General features: G+C 66.0%; 14 protein-coding genes and 1 riboswitch. Of the genes, 10 read left to right on the top strand and 4 right to left on the bottom strand.

The annotated features are described in order from the left end of the window. Positions 1–2 precede the first annotated feature (2 nt). The 5 genes from M2335_RS01755 to M2335_RS01775 all read left to right on the top strand — a co-directional run bounded on the left by M2335_RS01755 (position 3) and on the right by M2335_RS01775 (position 12,362). A complete protein-coding gene (locus tag M2335_RS01755) occupies positions 3–266 on the top strand; it encodes a FeoA family protein (RefSeq protein ID WP_264573940.1) in 264 nt (87 codons plus the stop codon). Next, positions 266–2,131, top strand: coding sequence for a ferrous iron transporter B (gene feoB / locus M2335_RS01760; protein WP_264593586.1), 1,866 nt, complete (start codon positions 266–268; stop codon positions 2,129–2,131). The genes M2335_RS01755 and feoB overlap by 1 nt, the downstream gene beginning before the upstream one ends. Before the next feature lie 108 nt (positions 2,132–2,239). Beyond that, a complete protein-coding gene (ssb, locus tag M2335_RS01765) occupies positions 2,240–2,764 on the top strand; it encodes a single-stranded DNA-binding protein (protein ID WP_264577668.1) in 525 nt (174 codons plus the stop codon). A 449-nt stretch (positions 2,765–3,213) separates the two neighbouring features. After that, positions 3,214–3,293: riboswitch (cyclic di-GMP riboswitch) on the top strand. Between the two features lie 435 nt (positions 3,294–3,728). Beyond that, positions 3,729–5,390, top strand: a complete 1,662-nt coding sequence (locus tag M2335_RS01770; RefSeq protein WP_264593587.1) for a ShlB/FhaC/HecB family hemolysin secretion/activation protein — start codon at positions 3,729–3,731, stop codon at positions 5,388–5,390. 51 nt (positions 5,391–5,441) lie between these two features. After that, a complete protein-coding gene (locus M2335_RS01775) occupies positions 5,442–12,362 on the top strand; it encodes a beta strand repeat-containing protein (protein WP_264593588.1) in 6,921 nt (2,306 codons plus the stop codon). Between the two features lie 23 nt (positions 12,363–12,385). Here the strand turns inward: M2335_RS01775 and M2335_RS01780 are convergent, their stop codons facing one another. After that, complete coding sequence (locus M2335_RS01780) at positions 12,386–12,952, bottom strand: hypothetical protein (RefSeq protein WP_264593589.1); 567 nt, start codon at positions 12,950–12,952, stop codon at positions 12,386–12,388. 226 nt (positions 12,953–13,178) lie between these two features. Further along, positions 13,179–13,343 (bottom strand): DUF1674 domain-containing protein, encoded by a 165-nt coding sequence (locus M2335_RS01785; protein ID WP_264593590.1) that lies wholly within the window; start codon positions 13,341–13,343, stop codon positions 13,179–13,181. A 107-nt stretch (positions 13,344–13,450) separates the two neighbouring features. Between M2335_RS01785 and M2335_RS01790 the strand changes: the two genes are divergently transcribed. The 5 genes from M2335_RS01790 to M2335_RS01810 all read left to right on the top strand — a co-directional run bounded on the left by M2335_RS01790 (position 13,451) and on the right by M2335_RS01810 (position 19,698). Continuing rightward, positions 13,451–14,761 (top strand): RsmB/NOP family class I SAM-dependent RNA methyltransferase, encoded by a 1,311-nt coding sequence (locus M2335_RS01790; protein WP_264593591.1) that lies wholly within the window; start codon positions 13,451–13,453, stop codon positions 14,759–14,761. A 79-nt stretch (positions 14,762–14,840) separates the two neighbouring features. Continuing rightward, entirely contained in the window at positions 14,841–15,503 is a 663-nt protein-coding gene (rpe, locus tag M2335_RS01795; RefSeq protein WP_181561168.1) for a ribulose-phosphate 3-epimerase, read from the top strand. After that, a complete protein-coding gene (locus tag M2335_RS01800) occupies positions 15,500–17,257 on the top strand; it encodes a heparinase II/III family protein (RefSeq protein WP_181561169.1) in 1,758 nt (585 codons plus the stop codon). The genes rpe and M2335_RS01800 overlap by 4 nt, the downstream gene beginning before the upstream one ends. 11 nt (positions 17,258–17,268) lie before the next feature. Then, positions 17,269–18,858 carry a bifunctional phosphoribosylaminoimidazolecarboxamide formyltransferase/IMP cyclohydrolase gene (gene purH, locus M2335_RS01805; protein WP_264573931.1) on the top strand — a complete coding sequence of 530 codons (1,590 nt, stop codon included), beginning with the start codon at positions 17,269–17,271 and terminating at the stop codon, positions 18,856–18,858. 138 nt (positions 18,859–18,996) lie between these two features. Next, positions 18,997–19,698 (top strand): peptidylprolyl isomerase, encoded by a 702-nt coding sequence (locus M2335_RS01810; protein ID WP_413716095.1) that lies wholly within the window; start codon positions 18,997–18,999, stop codon positions 19,696–19,698. Here the strand turns inward: M2335_RS01810 and M2335_RS01815 are convergent. Then, positions 19,695–24,350 (bottom strand): NAD-glutamate dehydrogenase, encoded by a 4,656-nt coding sequence (locus M2335_RS01815; protein ID WP_413716096.1) that lies wholly within the window; start codon positions 24,348–24,350, stop codon positions 19,695–19,697. The genes M2335_RS01810 and M2335_RS01815 overlap by 4 nt on opposite strands. Before the next feature lie 139 nt (positions 24,351–24,489). Next, the gene (locus M2335_RS01820) at positions 24,490–25,812 is read right to left on the bottom strand and encodes a hypothetical protein (protein ID WP_264593593.1); all 1,323 of its coding nucleotides are present in this window, start codon (positions 25,810–25,812) and stop codon (positions 24,490–24,492) included. Between the last annotated feature and the right edge of the window lie 60 nt (positions 25,813–25,872).

Consider the following 25,872-nt stretch of genomic DNA (forward strand, 5'->3'; position numbering starts at 1 on the left):
CGTTGCGCCTGACCTCCCTAGAACCCAATCGCCCCGCCTATGTCGACAGTGTCGACTGGAACGCCATATCCGAGATGGACGGTCGCCGCTTGCGTGAGCTCGGCCTGCATGAGGGCGCCAGCGTTGAACTGCTCCATCGCGCCGGATTTACCGGTCGCGGCGCGCATGCCTGCCGCATCGGGCGCATGATCGTCGCCATGAGGGCAGCGCATGCCGATGCCATCCATGTCCGTACTGCGGCTGATGCAGGTGGGGCAGCGGCGTGATGGATGATCGCTTCACCATCGCGCTGGTCGGCAACCCCAATGCCGGCAAGAGCGCGCTCTTCAATGCGCTGACCGGCGCGCATCAGAAGGTCGGCAATTATCCGGGCGTCACCGTCGAGCGCAAGCTCGGCAGGCTGGTGCTGCCGGATGGAAGGATGGCCGATCTTGTCGATCTTCCCGGTACCTACAGTCTCGATGCAAAGAGCCCGGACGAGCAGGTGACCCGCAATGTCGTGTTCGGCCATCAGGAAGGTGAACGGCGGCCGGACCTCCTCGTCATCGTCGTCGATGCCGCCAATCTCGACAATCACCTGCGCTTCGCGCTGGAATTGATCGCACTCGGCTCGCCCTGCATTCTGGCGCTGAACATGGTCGACCTGGCGACCCGCGACGGACTGGAACTGGACGCGACACAGCTTGCGACCGACTTGGGCGTGCCGGTCATCCCGACCGTCGCCGTGCGCCGGCGCGGGCTGGATGATCTGAAGGCGGCCATGGTGGCGGCAGTGCCGGCCCATGCTCCCGCGCCCGCCGTCCTCGCAACGCACGCAGCGCGGGATGCCGATGATCTGCGTCGCGAAGCGCGCCGAATCGCCCAGCGTGCCATCGTCGCCGAAACGCCCACCCGCCGGATCACCGCACAGATCGACCGGATCGTGCTCCATCCACTCCTGGGACCGCTCATCCTGCTGGCGCTGCTGTTCGTCATCTTCCAGGCCGTTTTCGCCTGGTCCGAGGCGCCGATCGCCATGATCGAGGCAGCATTCGCCTCTCTTCAGGCGGCGATGGAAGCGATCCTGCCCGAAGGCTTCGTGCGCGATCTCATCGTACAGGGCGTCATCAACGGCGTGGGGTCGGTGGTCGTCTTCCTGCCGCAGATCCTCATTCTCTTCTTCTTCATCCTCATGCTGGAGGCGACGGGCTACATGACCCGCGCCGCCTTCCTGATGGATGGTCTGATGGCGCGGGTGGGCCTGTCCGGTCGCGCATTCATTCCGCTGCTTTCCAGCTTCGCCTGCGCCATTCCCGGCATCATGGCGACGCGGACCATCTCGGACCCCAAGGATCGCCTCACGACCATCCTCATCGCGCCGCTGATGACCTGCTCGGCGCGCCTGCCGGTCTATACGCTGATCATCGCCGCCTTCATTCCCTCGACCACGGTCTGGGGCGGGGTTGGCCTGCAGGGTCTGGTGCTGTTTGCGCTCTATGTCTCCGGCATCATCGGTGCGGTCATCGTTGCGATGCTGCTGCGCATGGGCGTCATCAAGGGGCCGGGCGGCAGCTTCCTGATGGAATTGCCGAAATATCAGATGCCGATGCTGCGCGACGTCATCATCGGCCTGTGGCAGCGTGCTTGGATTTTCCTGCGCCGCGCCGGCACGATCATCTTCGGCACCACCATTGTCCTGTGGCTGCTGCTCTCCTTCCCCAAGCCGCCGGCGGGCAGTTCGGCCAGCCTGGTCGAGTATAGTGCGGCTGGGCGCATCGCGAGTGTGATCGAGCCAGTGCTGCGGCCAGTGGGGTTCAATCATGAAATCGCACTGGCGCTGATCCCGGCCATGGCAGCGCGTGAGGTCGCCGTGTCGGCGCTCGCGACGGCAAATGCCATCGAGGCCAGTGAGGATGAGGATGAGACCGCCCGCACGCTCGGCGAACGCCTGCAGGGGCGCTGGTCGCTGCCGACGGCGCTGGCCTTCCTCGCTTGGTTCGTGTTCGCTCCGCAATGCCTGTCGACCATCGCGGTTGCCCGGCGGGAGACCAATGGCTGGCGCTGGCCGCTCTTCATGACGGCCTATCTGTTCGGGCTGGCCTGGCTGGCCGCGGGCGCGACCTATTGGACGGCGGTCGCCTTCGGCCTTTAATCGACGCAAGGCGGATGCTGAGCGGTATTGCGATCTGGACGAGACGCCGTTCAGCTTTATAAGCAGCCGTTCGATTTCCTATCCTCGTCGCGTTTTTCGGAGAGCTCCATGGCAGGCAGCGTCAACAAGGTCATTCTGGTCGGCAATCTCGGTGCCGATCCTGAAGTGAAGAGCTTCAGCAATGGCGGACGCATCTGCAATCTGCGCATCGCGACGTCGGAAAACTGGACCGATCGCGCCTCCGGCGAGCGCCGTGAGCGGACCGAATGGCACAGCGTCGTGATCCGCTCGGATGGCCTGATCGGCATTGCCGAAAAATATCTGCGCAAGGGCAAGAAGGTCTACCTCGAAGGCTCGCTGCAGACCCGCAAATGGCAGGACCAGAACGGGCAGGACCGCTATTCCACCGAGATCGTGCTCTCCGGCCCCGGCGCTGTGATGACGATGCTCGACGGCGGCCAGGGCGGCGGCGGTGGCGGCGGTCAGGGCGGTGGTGGCGGCAGCCGCAACGATAGCTGGGGCGGCGGCAACGACGACTTCAGCGGTGGCCGCTCCTCGTCTGGCGGCAGTGGCGCGCGCTCGAGCAGCAGCGCGTTCGACGACGGGCTGGATGACGACGAAATTCCGTTCTGACGGTCGCCCGGCGCACAAGGCGCGCGGGTTCCTTGCAGCGATAAAGCTAGCGCCGGCAGTCTGAATGGACGTGCGGAGCGCTTCTGCGCGTGGGTCTGTCCGCGCCTGCGGCGTAAGCAGTTGGCCGCCAGGGGAGCGACCGCGCCGCCGATCACAGTGAGCATGTCAAAATCCCAGGGTCCGCGTCAGTTAAATAGAGTTTAACTATAGTCTTCAGCGCAATACCGCAGAGCAATTGCGACGCGCGATTAGCGATGCCGCGATGCGATAAGACAAATTCCGCTCCTTATCTTGGCGACTGCCCGGATTATTCCGGAATCCACGAAATTTTCACGCGAACGTGGGTCAGCGTGAAATTTCTATTAATCCTTCATCTTTGCAATCGGCTCTCATTAACCTTGACGGGCTCGATTAACTATGCCCATTAACAGACCGATGAGATCGCCTTGATCTCGAAAGGGCAAACCGTCGGTAACGGCGGGACGCAAAGCCTCCGGTCCTGAGCCTTCAGGATAGCGGGGTTGCCGAAAGGTCGAACATGACACCGCGTGATCTTCCGGGCTCCCCCAGGAGCCTTCGAAAGCCGCCATGCTCCGTAGCGGAGATATGCGGGTTTTCCTTCGAATATCTTGAAAAAAGGCGCGTTTTCGCGCGCCGAATGTGGCGCGCGCGATGGCGTAGCCTTGAGCCGCTGACATCGCTGCCACCGCAGAATGAGCGGGCCGGCACGGTGAGGTGGCCCTGCGGAGCCCTGCGATCACGGGCTTTGCAGCAAGAGCAAAAGGCTTGTCGGGCTTCAGCTGGGCCGGGACTTGGCCCCCAGCCTGTCACGGTTACCGGCCGCCGCGCGACAACCGCTCTCGTTAAAGATTTCAGAGCCGCCTGACGGCGCTCGCACACCGCGATGCAGGGGGGCTGCATCGTGGCGCTCAATCACTTTCCGATGGGGAACAAGGGGATCGGAATGACCATGACGACTCGTAGCTTATTGCTGGCCGCCATCGCGCTGGCGGGCACATCCGCGCATGCGCAGCAGACTGTCGATCCCGGAAGGGTCGACGAGCGTCTGCGCGGGCAGCCGGCCATGCCCTCGGTCTCGCCGGTGGAACTCCCGCAGGCGCCCACATCGGAGGCTGCGCCGGAGAGCACGGCGCCGCTCCGCCTCCCCCTCATCCGGTTCGAGGGAGCGACCGCGGTGCCGCTCGACGTTCTGAACGCTCTGGCCCAACCCTATCTCAACCGCGACATCACCTTGGCCGACCTTTTCCGGCTCGCGGAAGCGGTGACGACGGAATATCGGCGCCGGGGTTTCGTGCTGTCCCGCGCGGTGGTCGCGCCGCAGCGTATCGAAAACGGCGTTGCGACGATCAACATCGTCGAGGGCTTCATCGGTGACGTGCGCGTCGAGGGCGATCCCGGCGGCTATCGCCCGCTCCTCGAAGGCTATTTCGCGCCGGTGCGGGCCGAGCGGCCGACCTCGGGCGATGATCTCGCACGTGCGCTGCTGCTCGCGCGCGACCTCAAAGGCGCCAGCGTGCGGGCTGTGCTGACCCCGTCGAGCGACGAAGGTGCCGCCGACCTCTCTCTCCTCGTCGCGCGCCAACCGATCGAGGCCTTTGTCGCGGTGGATAATCGCGGATCGCGCTGGCTCGGGCCGGTGCAACTCTTCGGAGGGCTGGTCTTCAACGATCTCGCGCAGCTGGGCGGACGCCTCGCCCTCACCGCGGTGGCCGCGCCCGACGAAAGCGGTGAACTGGCCTTCGTGTCTGGTGCCTATGATCAGCCGCTCGGCGGTTCCGGGCTGCGGATGAGCGGCTTTGCCAGCTTTGCGCGCACCAAGCCGGGCGACGAGCTGCGAGTGCTGGCCGTGAAGGGCAAGAGCTTCAGCTGGGGCCTTGCTCTCCAATACCCCTTGGTGCGCAGCCGGCAGACCAACGTTCTCGGGCGGTTCTCCTGGCAATCGCGGGAGAGCAGTTCACGCAATCGCCTGATCGATCCGGTTTTCGATGACCGCATTCGGACCGTCACCGCCGAATTGCTGGGCAATCATGCCGACCGGATGGGCGGCCAGACGACGCTGCGCGCCTCCGTGACGCAGGGGCTCGACGTTTTCGATGCGACAAGGCTGGGTGACCCCGCGAAATCACGGGGTACCGCATCGGCGATGTTCACCCGTCTCAATGGCGAAGTGACGCGGGTGCAGCCTCTCTATCGCGGACTGCATCTTCTGCTCGGCGCCACAGGTCAGTGGTCGGCCGAAAGCCTGCTGGCCTCCGAGGAGTTCGGCTTGGGCGGCGCCCAATACGGCCGTGCCTATGATCCCTCCGAAATCACCGGGGACAAGGGCATCGCCGGCAAGGTGGAGCTTTTCTACACCATCGCCGCGCGCGGCATGGGGACGGTCGAACCCTATGTCTATTATGAAGGCGGCCGTGTCTGGCAGAATGATCTGCTGCCGGGCGAGCGCCCGCGCGCCGGATTGCGATCCTATGGCGTCGGCTTGCGGGCCGGCATTGCCGACCGTTTCAGCCTCTCGATGGAATACGCCAAGCCTGTCCGCCGCGCCGTGAGCGCAGAGGGCAACCGGGATGGCCGCATCTTCGTGTCCCTGAGCGCCGCTTACTGAGCCGGCGCGATCCTCGTCGCGCCGATCGTTCCGATTTCGTGGAGACCTGATATGAGCACGTCCACTCTCGCAGCCCAGCCCGCCCTCTCACCCCTTCGGGGCCGCCGTACCGCGCTGCTGCTCTCGGCAGCCATTCTCGCGCTGGCCAGCGCACGCCCCGCTCTCGCGCAGGACGCCAATGCCCTGCCGACCGGCGGCGTGGTGGTCGGCGGCAGCGCCACCATCGGTGCGCCCGTTTCCTCCACCCTGGCCATCACGCAGACCAGCGACCGCGCGCTGATCGAGTGGAACAGCTTCGACATCGGCTCGAATGCGCAGGTCACCATTTCGCAGCCGGGCGCCAGCGCCGTCGCGCTCAACCGTGTCGTTGGAGGCGATGCGCCGTCGCAGATCGCCGGGTCTCTCAATGCCAACGGCATCGTGGCGGTCATCAACAGCAATGGCGTGATGTTTGCCGGCACGGCCGACGTGAATGTCGGCGGCCTGATCGCCAGCAGCGCCAATGTGGTGGATGCCGATTTCATGAACGGCGGTCCGCTGGCCTTCACCGGCATGCAAGGCTCGACGGCCGAGATCGTGGTCAGCGCTGGCGCCAATATCAGCATTGCCGATCAGGGCCTTGCCGCGTTCTTCGCGCCGACCGTGCGCAATCAGGGCGTGATCTCGGCCCGGCTTGGCCGCGTCGTGCTCGCCTCGGGCAGCAGCGCCACACTGGATCTGGACGGCACGGGCTTTCTGGAGATCGGCCTTGGCGCAGACAATGCGCTGGTCGAGAACAGCGGCACGATTGCCGCGCGGGGCGGCCAGATCCTGCTCACCGCCCGGACAGCCGGTGCCCTGATTGATCAGGTGGTCAATAGCGGCACGCTCACGGCATCCGGCATGACCTCCGAACCCGACGGGACGGTCGTGCTGTTCGCCCAGAGTGGCGATCTTGCGATGAGCGGAACCATGGATGCCGGTGCGGACGGTCTGGTCGGCGCCAGAGCGGCGGGCGGGATCGACGTCACCTCGGCCCTGTCCGTGTCTGGCGATATGCTCGTGGAGGGCGCCCGCATCGGCGGGGCCGGGCAGATCAATGTAGGCGACGGGGCGCTGGAAATGTCCCTCAACATCGGCGGTGCCGATGTGAGCGGCAATGGCGATGTGATCGGGGATGCGCTCGGTGTGATCGGCACCGCCGCCGGTGGCACGCTGCTGAACCTGGGTGAGGGCATCTACGCCGCCGGTGCGACCATTTCACGCGACAATGTGACCATCAATGGTGGCGGTCTGGCGACCATCCGGCTTCCGCTGACGGGCGGCGCAATCAACGGGCTGACCGTCAATGCCGATGACGTGACGATTACCGGCATGCGGTTCACTGGCATGCTGCCCGAAGGCGCGACCGCATCGGGTTTTGATTGGGGGAACTCAGTTACGCGTGGCATCGCGCTGCTCAATGGCGCAGATAATGCAACGATCGCCGGCAACAGCATCATTGGCGTGCGCAACGGTATTCTCGTCGATGGACGCAATGTCACCGATCTGCGGATCACCGGCAACCTGATCGACAACACGAAGAGCGGCATTTCCCTCCAGTATGTCGATGGTTCCGCCCCCGGGTTCGTGATCAGCGGCAACAGCGCGGGTGCTTTCGGCAACGAGTGGGGCATGAACCTGCATCTGAACGGGGTGTGGAACGGCACCACGACCACGTCCGGAAACGGCCTGCTCGGTGCCAATATCTCTCTGGAGGAGCAGGCGCGACTGCTAGCGCTGAGCGGTGCCAATGGCGGCATGTCCGTGTTCAACCAGGCCTATACCGCCTCGAACCGGACGCATGTCACGGTCGCAACGAACGGTTCCGGAAGTGCTCAGGGATCAGCGGCGACACCTCTGTTGTCGGTGCAGGATGGCGTGAACGCCGTCGTGTCCGGCGGCATGGTGGAGGTGCGGGACGGCACCTACGATCTTGGCAGTTCGCAACTCGTCATCCGCAAGGCGCTGACCCTGACCGGCCAGTCTGAGAGCGGCGTGATCCTCGATGGGCGCGCGGTCAGCGGCAACGGGCTGGGGACGATCTCGGTCCTTGCCGATAATGTGTCTCTGTCGAATTTCACGCTATATGGCAGCACGCTCGCCGGCGGTAATTACGGCATCAAGGTCCAGCCCAATCCGGCAGGGCATGTCAGCACGCCGGGCGGAACGAGCGAGCGGGTCCATGACTTTGCGATCAGTAATGTGACGGTGCGCGGCTCGCGGCGAGCCGAGCTGGACCTTAATGGTGTGGTCGGCGCCCGCATCACCAACTTCACCGCCGATGGCCGCAGCGTCGCCGACGACGCAATTCTCACGGAAGGGGCCGGTGTGCAGATCACCGATAGTGCCAATGTGGTGCTGGAGGGCGTGCATACCTTTGGCAATGATTGGGGCGGCGTCGCGCTGTATCAGAGCAACAAGAGCAGCGGCTATAATGGGCAGACGACGAACATCACCATCGATGCTGCTCTCAACAGCTTCGAAGAACAGCTGGGTCTGTTCAGCCAGCTTGAATCGACCACGCAGCAGTTCGGCCAGCTCAACCTCACCGGCTTCGATTATGCGGTGCGCAACAGCGATCATCGCAGCGATGATCTCGACGGGCAGTTCATTTTCTATCGCACCGACCTGGCGGATGCGCTCAGTTTCGCGCGGGACGTGGGCAATGCTGCGGCCAGTTCGATCGAGGGATACGGCCCGGGTGGCCTGACCAACATCTTCACCGTGGCCGAAGGTCTGTCGATCAACACCGCGATCGGCGATGCGCGGTCCGGCGCGACCGTGAATGTCGCCGCCGGCACCTATGAAGAGACCGCGGCCGTCACCAAGGCGCTGACCCTGAGTGGCGCGGGCATGAACGAGACGGTCATCACCGGCGGCATGACGATCAGCGGCAGCCCGAGCGGACTGACCCTGCGGAACTTTGCGGTGCGGGGCTCGGCCGGCTCCGCCGTAATCAGCAACAGCGGGACGATCACCGGACTGACCCTGAGCGGCGTGCGGATCGACGGCGAAAATGTCGCGGGTCGCCACGGCTTCATCGGCGGGCAGATCGGTGGCGATATCGCGATCACCGGCTCGGAATTCCTCAATATCCGTGGCTGGGCAGCATTCGATACGCGCAGCGGCGCCGGCGGCGCTAATGACGGCGCACAGATTGGTAGTGTCGTGTTCAGCGGCAATCTGCTCGACCACACGGCAGGGCACATCGCCTTCCGGCAGCAGAGCGGCGACTTCGATTATCCGGATGTGACGATTGCTCAGAATATCGTGCGCAATGGCGGCGATTCGGATCTCTCGTTCGGCGCGATCTTCAAGGCGTTCCGCGCCGGAACCGTCAATTTCGTCGGCAACAGCGTCAGCGATGTCGGCGTGAGCAGTTGGACCCCCAGCGGCGAAGCCACCTACGGCGCCGTGCTGATCATGCGCGGCGTGGAGGCGCTAAACCTTACCGACAACATTTTCACCAACAACAATCAGGTTCTGGCTGTCGAGCCCGGCTTTGGCTTGCCGACGGCGACGACCATCACCGGCAACAGCTTCATCAACAATCGCTATGATTTTTACCTGCCGACCAATGTCGCCGGCGCGGGGACACTCAGCTTCGGCAGCGGCAACAATTTCGTCGCGGGTGACGCCACCGTGCAGCATATTGTGTGGCGCAGCGCGAATGATCTCGATCTGACCGGAGTCAGCTTCAACGGCGTGCTGGCAAGCGCACTGACGCTGGACCAGCTCTTCGCTGTCGAAGATCGGATTACCCATGGCGTCGACGTGGCTGGCGCGGGTCTCGCCCATGTGGTGGCCGGCCAGCTCTTCGTCACCACCGCGTCCGGCCCGGATGCCGTGCGGCGGGCCCTGGGGCTGGGCCAAGATGGCGACAGGCTGAACCTGTCGGCAGGCACCCACAGTCTCGCCGACACGCTGTTTATTACCAAGGATATCGATGTGGTTGGCCAGGGCTCCGGGCTGACCGTGATCGATGCCAGCGGGCACGGCCATTACGGCATAAGGGTGAATGCCGACGATGTCGCCTTGAGCGGCTTTGCGTTGCTCGGCTCACAAGCGAACACCAGCTCCACCTATGGGATCAAGGTTGAAAAGCGCGGCGATGCCGACTCCCGCAACACGGGCTTTGCGATTACTGATGTGGCGATCAGCGGATCGCACAAGACCGGTCTCGATCTGAACGCCGTCGTCGGCGCGACCATCGATGGGGTTTCAGTCAGCGGCGTCGTGGCCGGCAACGGCATTTCGATCACCGACAGCGCCAATGTCGTTGTGCGCAACAGCCAGACGGCCGGCAATGCCTGGGGTGGGCTGGCGCTCTATCAGGCCAACAACATCGACGGTGGTGGCAGCACCCAGCAACTCACCAATATCACGATCGAGGCGAGCAACAGCTTCGGTGAATCGAACGGCCTCTACCTGCAGAATTCTTCCACGATGACGGCGCCCGGTGCGATCAATATCCTGGGCTATGACTATATCGTCCGGAATGCGGAGCACCGGCAGGACGGCGCGCAGTTCACCTTCTTCCAGAAGAGCCGGCAGGACGCCTTCGACTATGCCGTCAACCTTGCAGCGGCGAACGCGAGCCTTGTTCAGGGCTGGTCTGGCACGGCGAGCAGCGGCACCTATTATGTCGGCGAGGGGCAGCTCGATGGCGGGGGGACGGCGATGCTCTCGCTCCAGTCGGCGCTCGACGGCTCCAGCATGGGTGATGCGATCTTCGTCGGTGCCGGCCGCTATAGCGAAGCGGCCAGCCTGTCCGGCTTGCGCGCGCTCATCTTCGAGGGCGCGACTTTGGACGGGATGACACTTGGCGGCGGCGCGGCTGGCAGCAGTGTCAGGGGCTCGGTGACGGTGGGACAGGGCGGCTTCACCGCCGCCGGTCTCCTCACCCTCTCCGGGGATATGGTGATTGGAGCGCCGGCGGGCACGATCAGCCTTGCCTCGGTCGACGGAAACCATGGGCTGAGCCTGAGCGGCAACACTGCCGCCATCGGAAGCGCGGCAATCGGTCGTCTGGACGCCACGGGCACGATGCTCTCGGCCTCCAACATCGCAACGACCGCCACCCAGACCTACACCGGCGCGACCATCCTCTCCGGCACGTTCAGCACAGGCGGAGGCGCCTTCCGCGTGGATGGCGCGACCATGCTCGGTGGCGCAACCACGCTGGTGACGAACGGTGGGGCTGTCCGTCTGGGTGTCGTCAGCGGACCCCAGACGCTGGCCGTGGACGCCGGGCAAGGCGCGATCGAGCTGGGGTCGGTGAACGTCGGCAGCATTACGGCGACCGGGCGTCAGATCATGACCGCGGGCACTGTCACGACGGGAGCGCAGAGCTACACCGGCGCGACGACGCTGGCCGGCACGTACAGCGCAACCAGCTTCTCCGTGAACGGCGCCACGACGCTGGCCGGCGCCACCACGGTCGATGCGCTGGCGGTGGCTAGTTTCCTCGGCATCAACGGGGGTGCAGGCGGTGGCCAGACGTTCACGCTCAATGCGAGCACGGTCGCTCTGGGCAATATCGGCCAGATCACCCGGCTCGGCGCAACGCGTGTAATCGGCAATCAGGTCGTGCTGAACGGCAGCAGCTACACGGCGAGCGGGCTGACGTTCAGCGGAACGGCGACCGGATCAGCGCTGCGCCTGACACAGGCGCTCACCCAATTCGATGCGCGTCCCGGCGGGTCGATCGCGATCAGCCCCAATCTGATCGGTACCGCCAATGCCGCGCAAAGCGTGGCGTTCCTCACCGGCACCGGTCTTGCGGGTGCCACCGGGGATGGTGACGTCAGCCTCGGCAATCTCGGCAGCGAAAGCATAAGGCTGGGCAGTCTGTCCGTCACGGGCGGGAACTTCTCCGCCGCAACCGTCAAGCTGGCGGGCGACTTCACCTCGCAATTGAGTGGCAACCAGCTGTTCAGCGCGAACACGCTGGATACGCTCGGCAATGTCAGCGCGTCGGTGACTGGCAGCGAAAGCGGCCCCATCGTGGCGGGCGGCTCCGTGGCGGTGAGCGCGGGCGGTTCGGGCACGGGCTCGATCATAGCGGGCGGCCCGGTGCAGCTTGCCTATACCAGCAATGTCTCGCGCGACGTCAGTTCGCAAAGCAGCGTCTCGCTCACCTCGAACGGCAGCGTGGGTGGCTCCATCCAGGCGGCCGGGCCGGTGGCGCTGAGCGCGACGGGGCCGGTCAGCTCGTCCGTCACCTCCGGGGGCTCGGCGTCCATCGCCTCGCAATCGGGCATATCGAGCACGGTCAATGCCGGCGGCGGCGTCAGCGTCTCGGCGGGGTCCGGCAATGTCAGCGGATCGATCAAGGCGACCGGGCCGGTCACCGTGCTGGCCAGTGCCGGGTCGATCAGTTCGCAGATCGTCACGGCGGGCAGCGCCTCGGTCACCTCGGGCACGGGCAGTATCTCCAGCGCGATCAACGCCGGTGGCGCCGTGTCGGTGGCGGCGCCGGGTGCGGTGACCAGCACGATCAGCTCGGGCGGCACGATCTCGCTGCAGTCGAACACGCCGCTCAACGTGCAGGTCAATGGCGGCGCGCTCGTCGTCGATGCGCCCGGCGGCACCATCGAGGGTGTGTTCAAGGAGATCAGCAGCAATGGCGACGGGTCGTTCGTGGTCAACGATCAGCCCGTGGTGGCTGGCGGCAAGATCAACCCGAACCAGATTATCACCGACACGTTCATCACGCCCGTCGGTGGCCAGGTGACCGGCACCGGCGAGATCATCCTGCCCGCCAATCTCACGCTGGGCGTAATCGCGCCCGCCACCGCTGCGGTTGGGCCGGCGCGGCCTCCGATCGTCGTCAACACGGTCCAGCGGCTGGGCGAGCTGCTGCGGCAGGGCTACAGGGCGATCATCATCCAGATCGACGAGGGCCAGCAGGAGGTGGAGCGGGAGCTGGAACTAGCCATCGCGCGCTAAGGATCAGCCTCGCCCCCGCTCGCCTAGATTTCCGCGATCTGCGCGCAGATCCGGTCGAGCGAGGCGGCTTCCCGCTCGACTTCCCGCAGGCCGATTTCGAGCGGGCAGTTCTTGATATCCCGGCAGTTCAGGATCTTGCCGGATGCGCCCTGTGCGCCGTCGATGATCAGCTGGCGGAACTGGGCGGTGCGCTGGAGGCTGCCATCGATGGTGGCGATTACCGCCAGCGCATCCTGATCGTGGCGATCGCGCATGGCGACCAGCGCGCGCAGTTCGGCGAGCAGCTTTTGCAGCGTGGGGCGGGTTCGGCCACCCACGGAGCGCACATCGCCGAACGACTCGCGCATGGTGGAAACCTTATCGGCGGTTGTGCGCTCAAGCTGGCCCCAGGCGAGAATCAGGCGACCGACCGCCTGCAGCAGCGCGGCATCGCCATCGGCAGGCGTAGTCGCAGGTCGTGCGCCGGGGAAAAGATCGGGCTGGTCTTCTGAAAGTGGTTCGCCGGTCGGCGTGGGAGAACCGACCGGCGTTCCTTGCTCGACACCGGCATTGTTACCGGGCGAAGCAGAAGTTCGGTGGGAATCGGACATGTTGCTCATCCGTCAGGCAACAGCGCGCATCGGCATGATGGTGGGATCATCACAGCAGACACAATGGCATCTCGCCCCAAGACCAGCGAACCGACTCTTCGTCCCACTCTCTTTGTGGAGTGTTAAGTGTACTATATGACTGATAGCGGCCGATAGTGCATCCGAAAATTGCGTTGAACCAAGGCGAACGCCAAAAAAATGCAACATTGCGTGCAGGGGTCGGCGCTCAGAAATCAACGGCGATGCCCTTGCGCTCCCAATCGCCGAAGCGCGTCGGGTCCAGCCCTTCGTCAGCGGGGCGCGGCTGCGCCCGGGCTTCCTCCGGCTGGGGCACCGGCGGACTTTTCGAAAGGTAGCTCGGCGGCTTGAGATGATCGGGGCGTTTTCCCACGCTTTAATGCTCCGTTTTCGTGCCGTGGCACGCGGTCCGTGACCTGATGATGCCTTAAGCGGCATTTCCCGGCCACGTATCGACTTTAGCTGTTATAGGGCCAAGCCATGTCCCGCCCAACCGTCAAATCGCAGCACATCCCTCAAAATGCCCAGCCTGCCGGGCTGCCGGCGCGGCGGGCGGCGCTCAGCCTGCTCGATGCCGTGATCCGGCGGGGGCAACCGCTCGAACAGGCGCTGGGGGCGGCGGCCCGCAACATCAGTCATCCGCCCGACCGCGCGCTGGCGCATGGCATCGCGGCTGGCGTGCTGCGTTACATGACGGAGCTGGATGCGCTGATCGACAGCGCAACGCCGCGCCCGCTGCCCGTGGACGCGAAAGCGCGCATGGTGCTGCGGCTGGCGCTGGCGCAGGCGCTGATCCTTGAAACGCCGCCTCACGCCGTGATCGCCACATCCCTGCCGCTGGTCGATGGCGGGCCACGCAAGCTCGTTCATGGCGTTCTGGGCACCTTGTTCCGGCGCCAGCTGGCCCTCCCCGAGGCGCCTCGCCTGCCGGACGAAGTTGAGGCGCGCTGGGGCGAGGCGTGGGGCGAAGAGGTCGTCGGCGCGGCGCGGCAGCTGATCGCGCACCGCCCCCCGCTCGATCTCACATTGCGCGATGCCGGAACGACTGATGAATGGACGGAGCGGCTTGGCGGCGTGTCACTTATGCCCGGTCACGTCCGTTTGCCGGCGGATAGCGAGGTAACAGCCCTGCCCGGCTATGCCGAGGGGCAGTGGTGGGTGCAGGACCTCGCCGCCTCGCTTCCGGCCCGGCTGCTCGGGGCGGGGGGAGGCCGTTCCGTGCTCGATCTGTGCGCGGCGCCTGGCGGCAAGACCATGCAGCTTGCGGCTGCGGGCTGGACTGTCACCGCTGTGGACCAGTCCCAGCGCCGGCTGGAGCGGATGCAGGCCAATCTTGCGCGCACCGGGCTTGAGGCAGCTGTGCTGCGCGCCGACCTCACCAACTGGGCGCCGGACGCGCCGGTGGACGCGATCCTGCTCGATGCGCCCTGTAGCGCGACCGGCATTTTCCGGCGCCACCCGGACGTGCTGCACCGCGTTGGCCCGCGACAGATTGCCGAGATGGCCGAAATCCAGGCGGCGCTTGTTGCGCGTGTGTGCGGCTGGCTGAAGCCCGGTGGCGTGCTGGTCTACGCCACCTGTTCGCTGGAGCCCGAGGAGGGCGAGGCGCAGATGGACACCCTGCGCGCGAACCATCCCGAGATGCTGCCACGGCCGATCGACACGGCCTTGCTGCCCGAGGGGCTCGTGGCAGAAGGGCATGTGCTGCGTCTTCTCCCCGGCGCGTTGATGCCGGCGGGCGGGCTTGACGGCTTCTTCATCGCCAGCCTGTCCCGCTCTGACTCGCTTTAGGGCGCGCGGGCCCCAATCCATCCACAACTTTCGGCCTGTGGCAGTTGCACTGTCCGAATCGCAGGGTTAAGCGAAATTCATGATGCCATCCGTGCGTATTTCCCCGTCGATCCTCTCCGCTGACTTCGCGCGCCTGGGCGAGGAGGTTCGCGCCGTTGATGAGGCAGGTGCCGACTGGATCCATGTCGACGTGATGGACGGGCATTTCGTGCCCAACATCACCATCGGCCCGATGGTCGTGAAGGCGCTGCGGCCGCACACTCAAAAGCCGCTCGACGTGCACCTGATGATCTCGCCGGTGGACAGCTTCCTGGATGCGTTTGCGGAGGCCGGCGCGGATATCCTGACCGTGCATCCCGAGGCCGGGCCGCACATTCACCGCACGGTTCAGCGGATCAAGGCGCTGGGCAAGAAGGCGGGCGTTTCGCTCAATCCCGGCACGCCGGCCAAGATGCTGGACTATCTGCTCGAGGATCTCGATCTGGTCCTCATCATGAGCGTGAACCCCGGCTTTGGCGGCCAGAGCTTCATCGACAGCCAGCTTCGCAAGATTGAGGCTGTGCGCAAGGCCATCGACAAGACCGGCAAGGACATCGCGCTGGAAGTCGACGGCGGCGTGGATGCCGTTACCGCGCCGCGCGTCATTGCGGCGGGGGCCGATGTGCTGGTGGCGGGCACCGCGACCTTCCGGGGCGGACCAGCATCCTATGCCGACAACATCCGGATGCTGAGGGGCGGATGAGCGCCCGGCCGCTCCCCACGCCTACGCCGCCCCCGGAACCGCCGGTGGAAGACGGTATTGAGCGGGGCAAGCGGCTGATTCGCGTCTCGGATGATCGCGGTGTGTCGCTGACCGAGCGACTCGCCAATCATTTCTATCGCCTGAGCTGGGCGACGCCATTCCACAATATGCGGCTCAAGGGCAAATATCCGCTCAAGCTGCTCGCCGTGCCGGATGACGGCATTCCGGGCGACGCGCGGGCGGGCAAGGCGCTGCGGGCGGGCTATTTCCTGTTTCGCGGCCTCAAGCAGCCCGTGGCCACGCTGGACTGGCGCCGCATCGAGCAGCCGGCGGAGTTCGTGGATTATCTCCACAGTTTCCGCTGGATGCGCGATCTGGCGGCCGCCACCACGCGGGACAATGCGGTGCCCGTCGCCGAGGCGCAGATGCGGGCCTGGCTGACCGCCCATGCCGAAAAGCCGACGGACCCTGCCTGGCGTGCCGATAATGCCGGCTGGCGCATCCTGTATTGGACGGCCTATTCGCCGCTGATCCTCTCCAGCAACGATCTCGTTTACCGCAGCCTGGTGCTCAACAGCATCGCGCGCACGGCGCGTCATCTCGATCGCGGTGCCGACAAGGCGCCGCTGGGCCTGCCGCGCGTGATCGCCTGGACCGGCATCGTTGCGGCTGGCCTGTTGCTGCCCGGTGGCGATCCGCGAAGGATATTTGGCGAGGCCGGGCTGCGGCGGGCGCTGGAGACGGGCTTTTCGAGCGATGGCGGCATCATTTCCCGCTCGCCGCTGGAGCAGGTCGAGGCGATCACGCTGCTGGCGATGCTGCGCGCCGTCTACGACGTGCGCCGTGCCGACCTGCCGGCCTGGCTGGCTGAAACGATGGAGCGCATCGTCGCTGCCCTGCTCGGCATATTGCATGGCGATGGCGCGCCGGGAAGCTGGCAGGGCGGGGCGCCGCTCGATCCCGCACGGATCACAGCTATCGTCGCGGCCTCCGGGATTCGCGCCCGGCCGCTGCGGCAGGCACGCGACTGGGGTTATCAGCGGCTGAGCGGCGGCACGACTGTCGTTCAGGTCGATGCGGCCCCGCCGCCGGTGGCCCGGCTGGCCTCCAATGGCTGCGCCTCGACGACAGCGCTGGAAGTGTCGGATGGGCCGGTGCGGCTGATCGTCAATTGCGGCGGCGCGGCACTGGCGGGCGCGTCTCTCCCGGCTGATCTGACCCAGGGCCTGCGCACAACGGCGGCGCATTCGACGCTGGTGCTGGACGATACCAATTCCACCGCGATCCTCCCCGATGGCGCGCTCGGCAAGGGCGTGAGCGAAGTCGAGCTGGATCGGCAGGAGCATGAGCAGGGCAGCCGGCTCGAAATTGCGCATGATGGCTATGCGCGGCGCCTTGGCCATTTGCATCGGCGCACGCTGGTTCTCACGCATGAAGGGCGGGAACTGCGCGGTGAGGACGTGCTGCTGCCCGGCAGCCGCCGCCGCAAGCCGGTCAGCTGCCCGCTCGCCATCCGCTTCCATCTTGGCCCCGATATCGAGCCGACGTTGACCGCTGACCGGCAGGGCGCGTTGCTGCGTCTGCCCAGCGGTGCCTTGTGGCAGTTCCGGGTCGGCGCCGGGGAACTCGCAGTGGAAGAAAGCCTCTGGGTGGACGGCGAAGGCAGGCCCCACCCCACGCAGCAACTCGTGGTGAGCGCCACCACGGGGCCGGGCGGAACAAGCATCGGCTGGCTGCTCAAGAAATCGGGATAAGGACAAGACAGATGCAGGATGTGACGATCCGGCGGGCACTCCTTTCGGTGTCCGACAAGACCGGGCTATTCGAGCTGGGTGCCGCGCTGGCGCGCCATGGCGTGGAGCTGGTTTCCACCGGCGGCACGGCCAAGGCGCTGCGCGAGGCGGGGCTCGAGGTGCAGGATATTTCGGACCTCACCGGTTTTCCTGAGATGATGGACGGGCGCGTCAAGACGCTGCACCCCAAGGTGCATGGCGGCCTGCTCGCGGTGCGCGACAATGCCGAACATGTCGCGGCGATGGAGGCGCATGAGATCGGTGCGATCGATCTCGTCGTGGTCAATCTCTATCCCTTCGCCGCCACCGTCGCCAAGGGCGCGGACCGCGACGAGGTGATCGAGAATATCGATATCGGCGGTCCCTCGATGGTCCGCTCTGCGGCCAAGAACCACGCCAGCGTGACGATCCTCACCGATCCGGCCGATTATGCGCGTCTGATGGACGAGATGGACGAGAAGGGCGGCGCGACCAGTTATGATTTCCGGCGCCTCTGCGCCGCCAAGGCCTATGCCGCGACGGCGGAATATGATGCCATGATTGCCAGCTGGTTCGCCACGGTGGATCAGGGCGAGCCGTTCGCGCCCCGCATGGCGGTGCCGCTGCGTCTCGGCCAGTCGCTGCGTTATGGTGAAAACCCGCACCAGCAGGCCGCGCTGTATCTGCCGGCCTTCGCGCCCGAGGGCGGCCTTGCCGATCACCGGCAGGTGCAGGGCAAGGAGCTGAGCTACAATAATCTGGCCGATGCCGATGCGGCGATGGAGCTGGTCAGCGAGTTCCGCGACGGGCCGCCCACGGTGGTCATCATCAAGCACGCCAATCCCTGCGGCGTCGCGACCGGCGAGACGCTGATCGACGCCTATCGCGCCGCCTTCCAGTGCGACACCGTGTCGGCCTTTGGCGGCATCATTGCAGTCAACCGGCCGCTCGACGGGCCGACGGCAGAAGCAATCACCGAGATTTTCACTGAAGTCGTCTGCGCGCCGGATGCCGATGATGCGGCGCGGGCCGTGTTCGCGAAGAAGAAGAATTTGCGGCTCATCCTCACCGGCCCGCTGCCCGATCCGGCGCGCGCGGGCATGACGATGAAGTCCATTGCGGGCGGCATGTTGGTGCAGACGCGCGACAATGGCCGCATCAGCCGCGATGACCTCAAGGTGGTGACCAAGCGGGCGCCGACCGATCAGGAACTGACCGACTGCCTGTTCGCCTGGACCGTCGCCAAGCATGTCCGCTCCAATGCCATCGTCTATGCTAAGAATGGTGTGACGGCGGGCATCGGTGCCGGGCAGATGAACCGGCGCGATTCCTCCCGCATCGCGGCCATCCGCGCGCGCGAGGCGGCCGAGGCTGCGGGCTGGAGCGAGCCGCGCACCGTCGGTAGCGCCGTAGCGTCCGATGCCTTCTTCCCCTTCTCCGACGGCCTGCTCGCAGCGGCCGAGGCTGGCGCACGCGCGGTGATCCAGCCGGGCGGGTCGCTGGGCGACGACGCGGTGATCGCGGCGGCGGATGAGGCCGGGCTGGCGATGGTCTTCACCGGGATGCGTCACTTCCGCCACTAAGCTGTGCCGGCAGACGTAGGCATGCAGCCGGAGCGCGCCTCGGTCCGCCCGGTTCTGCGCGCCGGCGGGTTGATGCCGGGCGCCGCGATGTGACATGGTGCGGCTTCGCCCGCCCTGCCACTGCCCGGATCGATGCTCTTGTTTCTTCAGCCTGTCCCCGTCCTGCGCCTGAACCTCATCTTCCTCGCTCTCTTCACCCTGCTGCTGGTTGCGCTGCCCGGCCCGGTGCTTGCGCAAAGCGCGACGAAGCCGACGCCGGGCTTCATCCGCGTGCGGCTGGAGACGGACATGGGCAACATCGTGCTCGCTTTGAACGCCCGCCGCGCGCCCAAGACAGTCGCCAATTTCATGATCTATGTGGATGATGGCCGGCTGGACGGGACGAGCTTCTACCGCGCCTTCCGCCGCAAGAACGATCCCAAGTCGGGCTTCGTCCAGGGCGGGATCGATACCGAGGCGCGGCGGGTCTACTTCCCCACTGTGGAGCTGGAGCCGACCGATCAGACCGGCCTCAAGCATCTCGATGGCACTATTTCCATGGCGCGCCACAAGGAGCCGAATTCGGGTACCGGCAACTTCTCCATTCAGGTCGGCGCCAACCCCACGCTCGATGCAAGGCCGGGCTATGCGGGCTATGCCGCCTTCGGCCAGGTGGTCGCGGGCATGGATGTGGTCAGGCGCATCATGGCGCGCGACACCTGCTGCGGGCGCGGCGTGATGTTCGGCCAGATGATCAAGGACCGCGTCACGATCAAGCGCGCCGTGCGGCTTGATGGCACGGCCAAGCCGAGCGGCGTGGTGAAGCCCTGGCTGGTGAGCCCGCGCGGCGCGGTTCGCTAGCGGCTGAGCAGCGTTCGGGCCTGTCCGGTCAGTTCTGCGACCATAGCGGCAGAGGGTGCCGGGGCCTGCCGGGCGCGCGCAATGAAGTCCGTGAACTTCTCCACCGCAACCTTGTTCTCCGCGAGCCAGCGATCGAGATGCTCCTCGCTCGTCTTCGCGCCGGCGCGGGCCAGGAAGCCGAGCCGCATCTGCTGCAATTCCCGCGCGCTGCCGGCGACCAGCAAGCGCTCCCACGGGTCGCTCGGCGTCATCTGGGCGGCGAGGGCCTGGAGCCAGTCGATACCGAGCAGGCTGCCCAGCCGCGTGAAGGCGGCGGCAACGCTCAGCGCGTCCTGCGGCCCATTCTGCGCGAGCAGGGCAAGGCCGATGGCGCCATCCATCTTCACCAGCATCACGGTCCGTTCGGCCAGCGCATCCGGCACGCCAAGGCTGGTGAGCATGGCTCTCATGGCTTCGGCGGCCTTGAGCGGCTCGGGCTGCAGCAGACTGTCGACCTTGGTCTTGAGCGTGTCGATGGCGCCATCGAGCATCGCTATGGCTTTGTGCGGCGCGATGCCGGTCGGCAAGGAGCGGTGCGCATCGCCGATATGGCCTGCCATCGCGTTGGCGACGCTGCGGTAGAGGGCGAGCCGCGCCTGCTCGGAGAGATCGGCGCTGTCGATATCGTCCCAGAGCTGCCGCACGCCGAACAGGCGCTCGGCGATCACGAAGGCATGGGCGATTTCATCGAGCGAGCAACTGGCTTCCTCGGTGAGGGCAAAGGGCAGGATCACGCCGAGGCGATTGACGATGCGGTTGGCGATCTTGGTGGCGATGATCTCGTCGCGCAGCTGGTGGGCGGCAATCGCATCCCCCTCGCGTTGCTGCATCAGGGGCGGGAAGGCGCCGATCAGGTCGCTTTCCAGTGCGGGATCGCGGGCGAGGTCGCTCTTCTCGATGGCGTCCTGCAGCGTCAGCTTCGCGGTTGAGAAGAGCACGGCCAGTTCCGGCCTTGTCAGCCCCAACCCTTCGCTGGCGCGGCGCATCAGCTCCTCGTCCGGGGCAAGACCTTCCACCTTGCGGTCGAGATGCCCGCCATCCTCCAGCGTGTGGATCAGGTGGACATAGGAGGCGAGGTCTGCGCTCCCCCCCTGCTCCGCAATGGAGAGGCCGAGTGCCTGCAGGCGGTTATCTTCCAGAACGATGGCGGCGACCTCATCGGTCATGGCCCGCAGCAGGTCATTGCGCGCCTCCTGCGCAAGCCGCCCTTCGGCGACCTCCTTGTTGAGCGCGATCTTGATGTTCACTTCATTATCGGAGCAATCGACGCCCGCGCTATTGTCGATGAAGTCGGTATTGATCCGGCCGCCCTTGAGCGCATAGGCGATGCGCCCGGCCTGGGTGACGCCCAGATTGGCGCCCTCGCCGATTACCTTGGCGCGCACGTCCTCGCCATCCACGCGCAGACGGTCGTTCGCGGTGTCGCCGACCTCGGCGTTGTTCTGGTTGGCGGCCTTGATGTAGGTGCCGATGCCGCCGAACCAGAGCAGATCGGTCTCCGTGCGCAGCAGCGCCGAAATCAGCGCCGCCGGCTCCATGGCCGTCTGGTCGGTGCCGACCAACGCCTGCATCTGCGGGCTGAGCGGGATGCTCTTTTCGCTGCGGGCGAACACGCCGCCGCCTTCGCTGATGAGGCTTTCCTTGTAATCCGCCCAGCTTGAGCGCGGCAGCTTGAACAGGCGCTGGCGCTCCTTCCAACTGGCGGATGCATCGGGGTCGGGATCGATGAAGATATGGCGGTGGTCGAACGCCGCGACCAGGCGGATGCTCTTGCTGAGCAGCATGCCGTTGCCGAACACGTCGCCGGACATGTCGCCCACGCCGATCACCCGCACCGGGTTCTTCTGAAGGTCGACGCCCATTTCCGCGAAATGGCGCTGGACGCTGATCCACGCTCCGCGCGCGGTGATGCCCATCGCCTTGTGGTCATAGCCGTTGGAGCCGCCGCTGGCGAACGCATCGCCTAGCCAGAAATCATGATCGATGGCGATGGCATTGGCGACGTCCGAGAAACTCGCCGTGCCCTTGTCGGCCGCCACCACGAAATAGGGGTCGGCGCCGTCGCGGATGACCATGCCCTTTGGGTGCACGGTCTTGCCCTTGACGATATTGTCGGTGACGGAGAGCAGCGCCCGGATGAACACGCGGTAGCTCTCGGTGCCTTCGGCCAGCCACGCATCGCGGTCGCTTGCCGGGTTGGGCAGCATCTTGGGGTAGAAGCCGCCCTTGGCGCCAGTCGGCACGATCACCGCATTCTTCACCCGCTGGGCTTTCATCAGCCCCAGGATTTCGGTGCGGAAGTCGTCGCGCCGGTCGGACCAGCGCAGCCCGCCGCGGGCGATGCGCCCGGTGCGCAGGTGGATGCCTTCGACGCGCGGCGAATAGACCCAGATCTCGCGCCAAGGCAGCGGTTTAGGCAGGCCGGGCACCAGCGCGCTATCCAGCTTGAAGGCCAGCGCCTCCTGCGCGGCCGGGGTGAAGGCATTGGTCCGCAGCGTGGCGTTGACCACCGCACGGTAGAGCCGCAGGATGCGGTCTTCATCGAGGCCCTTGACGCCTTCGAGTGCGGTGTCGATGGCGGCATTGATCGTCGCGGCGTCGTCAGCATCCTTGCCGCGCGCGGGATCGTGCAGCGCGAAGAACAGGTCCACGATCTGGCGGGCGATATGCGCCTCGCGCCGCAGTGTTTCGACGACGGTCAAAAGGCCGTAGGCAAGGCCGGTCTGGCGCAGATAGCGGAAGATGGCGCGCAGGAAGACGATGTCGCGCGGCCCCAGCTGCGCCGTGACGATCAGTTCGGCAAAGCGATCATTTTCCGCCCTGCCTTCCAGCACGGCATCGAGCGCCTCGCTGACAATTGCCGCGCGGTCGAGCACCTCGGCCGCGGGGCCGCCATCCTGCCGCTCGAGGGTGAAGCGCTGGATATGGCCGAGCGAACCCTCCGCGCCCGCGCTGGTGCTGCGTTCCTCCAGCACCCGGAAGCCGAAATTCTCGAACGCCGGCACCGCCTCGGACAGCACGAGCGGTTCGAGCGAATAGATCTTCACCCGCAGCTGGTGGTCGCCATCCTGCGCGATGCGGTAGAAGCGCACGCTGCGATCATCGGGGCCGGTGAGTTGGTGCAGCGCCAGCACGTCCCGGGCGGCTTCGTCCGGCCCCGCGCTTTCCCGGTAGGACATCGGGAAGGTGGGCGCATAACGCTGGGCGAGCACGGCGGCGCGTGAGCTTTCGCCAAGCTCGATCAGGCCCTGTTCCACGGCCGGGGTCCAGCCGCGCAGCAACTGCGCGATCTGCAGGTCCAGCGCCTCGGCATCGGGCACCTGTCCTTCATCACGCAGGTCGAAGGTGAAGCGCACCAGCGCCAGACCGCTCTCTTCCAGCGCGATGGACCAGCCGAGCAGGCTGGCGTGCGCCGCCGAGGCGATCAGCGCGGAGATGCCTTCGCGACGGCTGGTCGAGAGGTCGTCGCGCATCATCCAGACGAAGGCGAAGAGGTGCCGGCCCAGCACATCGCTCACCAGCTCCAGCTTGGGGCGGGGCCGGTCGGCCAGCGACATGGCGGTGAGCGTGATGCGGTCCCGGTCCTGCGCGCTAAACGCCAGCATCAGGTCGTGCGGCAGGGCGGTGAGGGCGTGCACCAGCGATTTGCCGGCATGACCGGAGGGATTGTAGCCGAACCGTGCCATTAATCCCGAAAGCGTGTCGCGCAGGATGGGCACATCCTCCGGCGCGGTGGCGAGCGCTGCGCTCGTCCACAGGCCCGCATGGATGGAAATGGCGGTGATCTTGCCCTCTTCCCGCACCGGCACAAGGAACAGGTCGATCAGCACATGGCGATGGACCTTGGCCATCATGTTGGATTTGAGAATCAGCGGCCCGGCATGGCCAGACTCGAACCAGGCCAGGGCGGCAGCGGCGGACTGGTCCGAAAGCACGGGGCTTTCGGCAGCCCGGCAAATGCCCCTGCGCCGGCTTGGCTGGGCATTCGGGGTCCAAAGCTCGTGCCCCAATTGGGTGAGATTGCCCTTGAGCAGCCAGCGCAGAAAGTCGCCGCCTTCGCCGGCGCCCAGGCGATTGGCATCGCCATTGAGCGCGTCGATCATCGCCCGCCAGTCGCTCACCGCCGCGCGGACGTGGCACAGGGTTTCCTCCAGCGCCCGACAAAGCTCCCGCCGACCGCGCGCGTCGATGCGGTCGGTCTCGATATAAATCAGCGATTCGCGGACGGCGCCGTCCTCATCGCCAATGGCCAGCAACCCGCCGTCCTCGTTACGCCGCACCGGGAGAATCGGGTGGGCGAGCACGTGGATCACCAGATCGGCCTGGCTCAGGCAATTGCCGATGCTGTCGACAAGAAAGGGCATGTCGGCGTTGATGATGGCGATGCGCTGCCGCCGGCTCGCGGCGCCGGCACTGCGCTCATCGGTCAGGCTGTCAATGAGGATGGCGCTCTCGCCATCCTTGCGCATTGCGGCGGCTTCCAGCACGAAGCGCGCCGCCTCGTTCCATTGGTCCGGCTGAGGCGATTGCTGCTCGCTTTCGAGCACGCCCTTGGCCAGTGCCTCCGCGATGGCTGCCGTCAGCGCGTCGTCGCGATTGGTCTTGATGGTCATGGACATCCTCTTCCACTTGTGCCGGCCCTTGTCTGCCTAACGCACATCTGTGGAAGCAGTGTCGGGCCTGTGTGGTTAAACCCCGCCGGCAGGGTCCGCAACCGGACCATTGCTCGGCCTGCTTATGCTCCGCGCCTGCTCAGGATGCCGGAAGGGCCCTGGCTGCTTTCTTCAGAACCCGTTCGGACAGCTGATCGGCGCCGTCGAGCGCTGCGACCATCGCAAGCGAGCCATCGGCCTCTCGCCGCATGATCACCACGGCCAGCCCTTCGCCGTCCATGGCCAATTGATCGGCGGGGAGGGCAGGGGCCTGCTTCAGCACCCGGCGGGAGCGCATGATGGCCTTATGCGGCTCTTTGGGAGCTTCGTTGCGGCGCGCCGCGCGGACCTGCGCTACCACGCCCTTGAGGCCGCCCACCGTGGCATGAAGATGCGCGATCAGGGCGCCCGGCTGCATCCGCGCGTCGAGCGCGAACTGGATGGCGCAGACGAACTCGGCCAGGCGCGTCTTGTCATAGTGCGTGCCGAAGACCAGCTTCACCAGCGCGGTCAGCGGGCTGCGGGGCTGCACGGCTATGCCGGAGTCGGCGAGTAGCGCGGCATAATCCTCCGGCCGGGCGGCGGCGACCTGCGCCAGCGCATGCGCGAGCCCGACCGCGCGGTAGAGCGCGTGGCGTGTCCGCCCCTCCTGGGCATGGGCGGCCATGGCGGCATCGCGCGCCAGGGCCAGCATGTCGGCCAGCGCCGTATCCTGGTCCGGCAGGGTGATCGTCTCGCTGGTCAGGTCGAGCGCATCGTCGGTCGGCACGTCTTCGGCGAAATCGGTCACGGACGCAGCCGCGATCGTCTGCGCGGAGGGGCCATCGGCCCAGATGGCGGTGGCGTCGGTCGTCCTCACACGCACCGGAGAGGCGGCCTCGGCCTGCGCGATGATGCTTTCGGTCAGCGCATCCGTCGCGACCTCTTTCCAGTTGATCACGCCGTAGACGAAGTCGATCGCGTCGTCGCGGGTCGAGAAGGGCATCATGATGCCGCGATACATGACCTCGACGCCGCGCTGGTTGGTGAACTCCGCCTCGAACCCGATGGGCGCGGCGTTGGCCACGATCTGCAGATAATGGTCGGTCAGGCGGGAGAGCAATGTGCGCGCCGGAACCTGGCTGGCCCGGCGCACGGAGGTGTCGATATCACACTGCGCGGCCAGAGCGGGGCCGATGAAGGCAATGGTCGGATCCTCGACGCCCGCCGTGAAGTCCAGCAGCACGCTGTGCGAGCCGAAATCCTGCAGTTCCTCGGGATTGAGATCCTCGATGCTCGGCAGCGAACGATCGCGCAGCAGCGAAGACCAGTAATTATAGGCGCGGATGTGCATGCGCCGCTCATCGAAGCGGACGAGCGGAGGGGCATCCATGGCTTCGTCCAGCGTGGTGACCGCGTCGGCCTGGCTGTGATGTACGTCCATTCGAGGATTCGCCTGTGGTCGCGTGCAAGGGGCGAACCCTGCGCCATGAAGGGTAAAGGC

It is taken from the genome of Sphingobium sp. B12D2B, assembly GCF_025961775.1.
GTDB lineage: Bacteria > Pseudomonadota > Alphaproteobacteria > Sphingomonadales > Sphingomonadaceae > Sphingobium.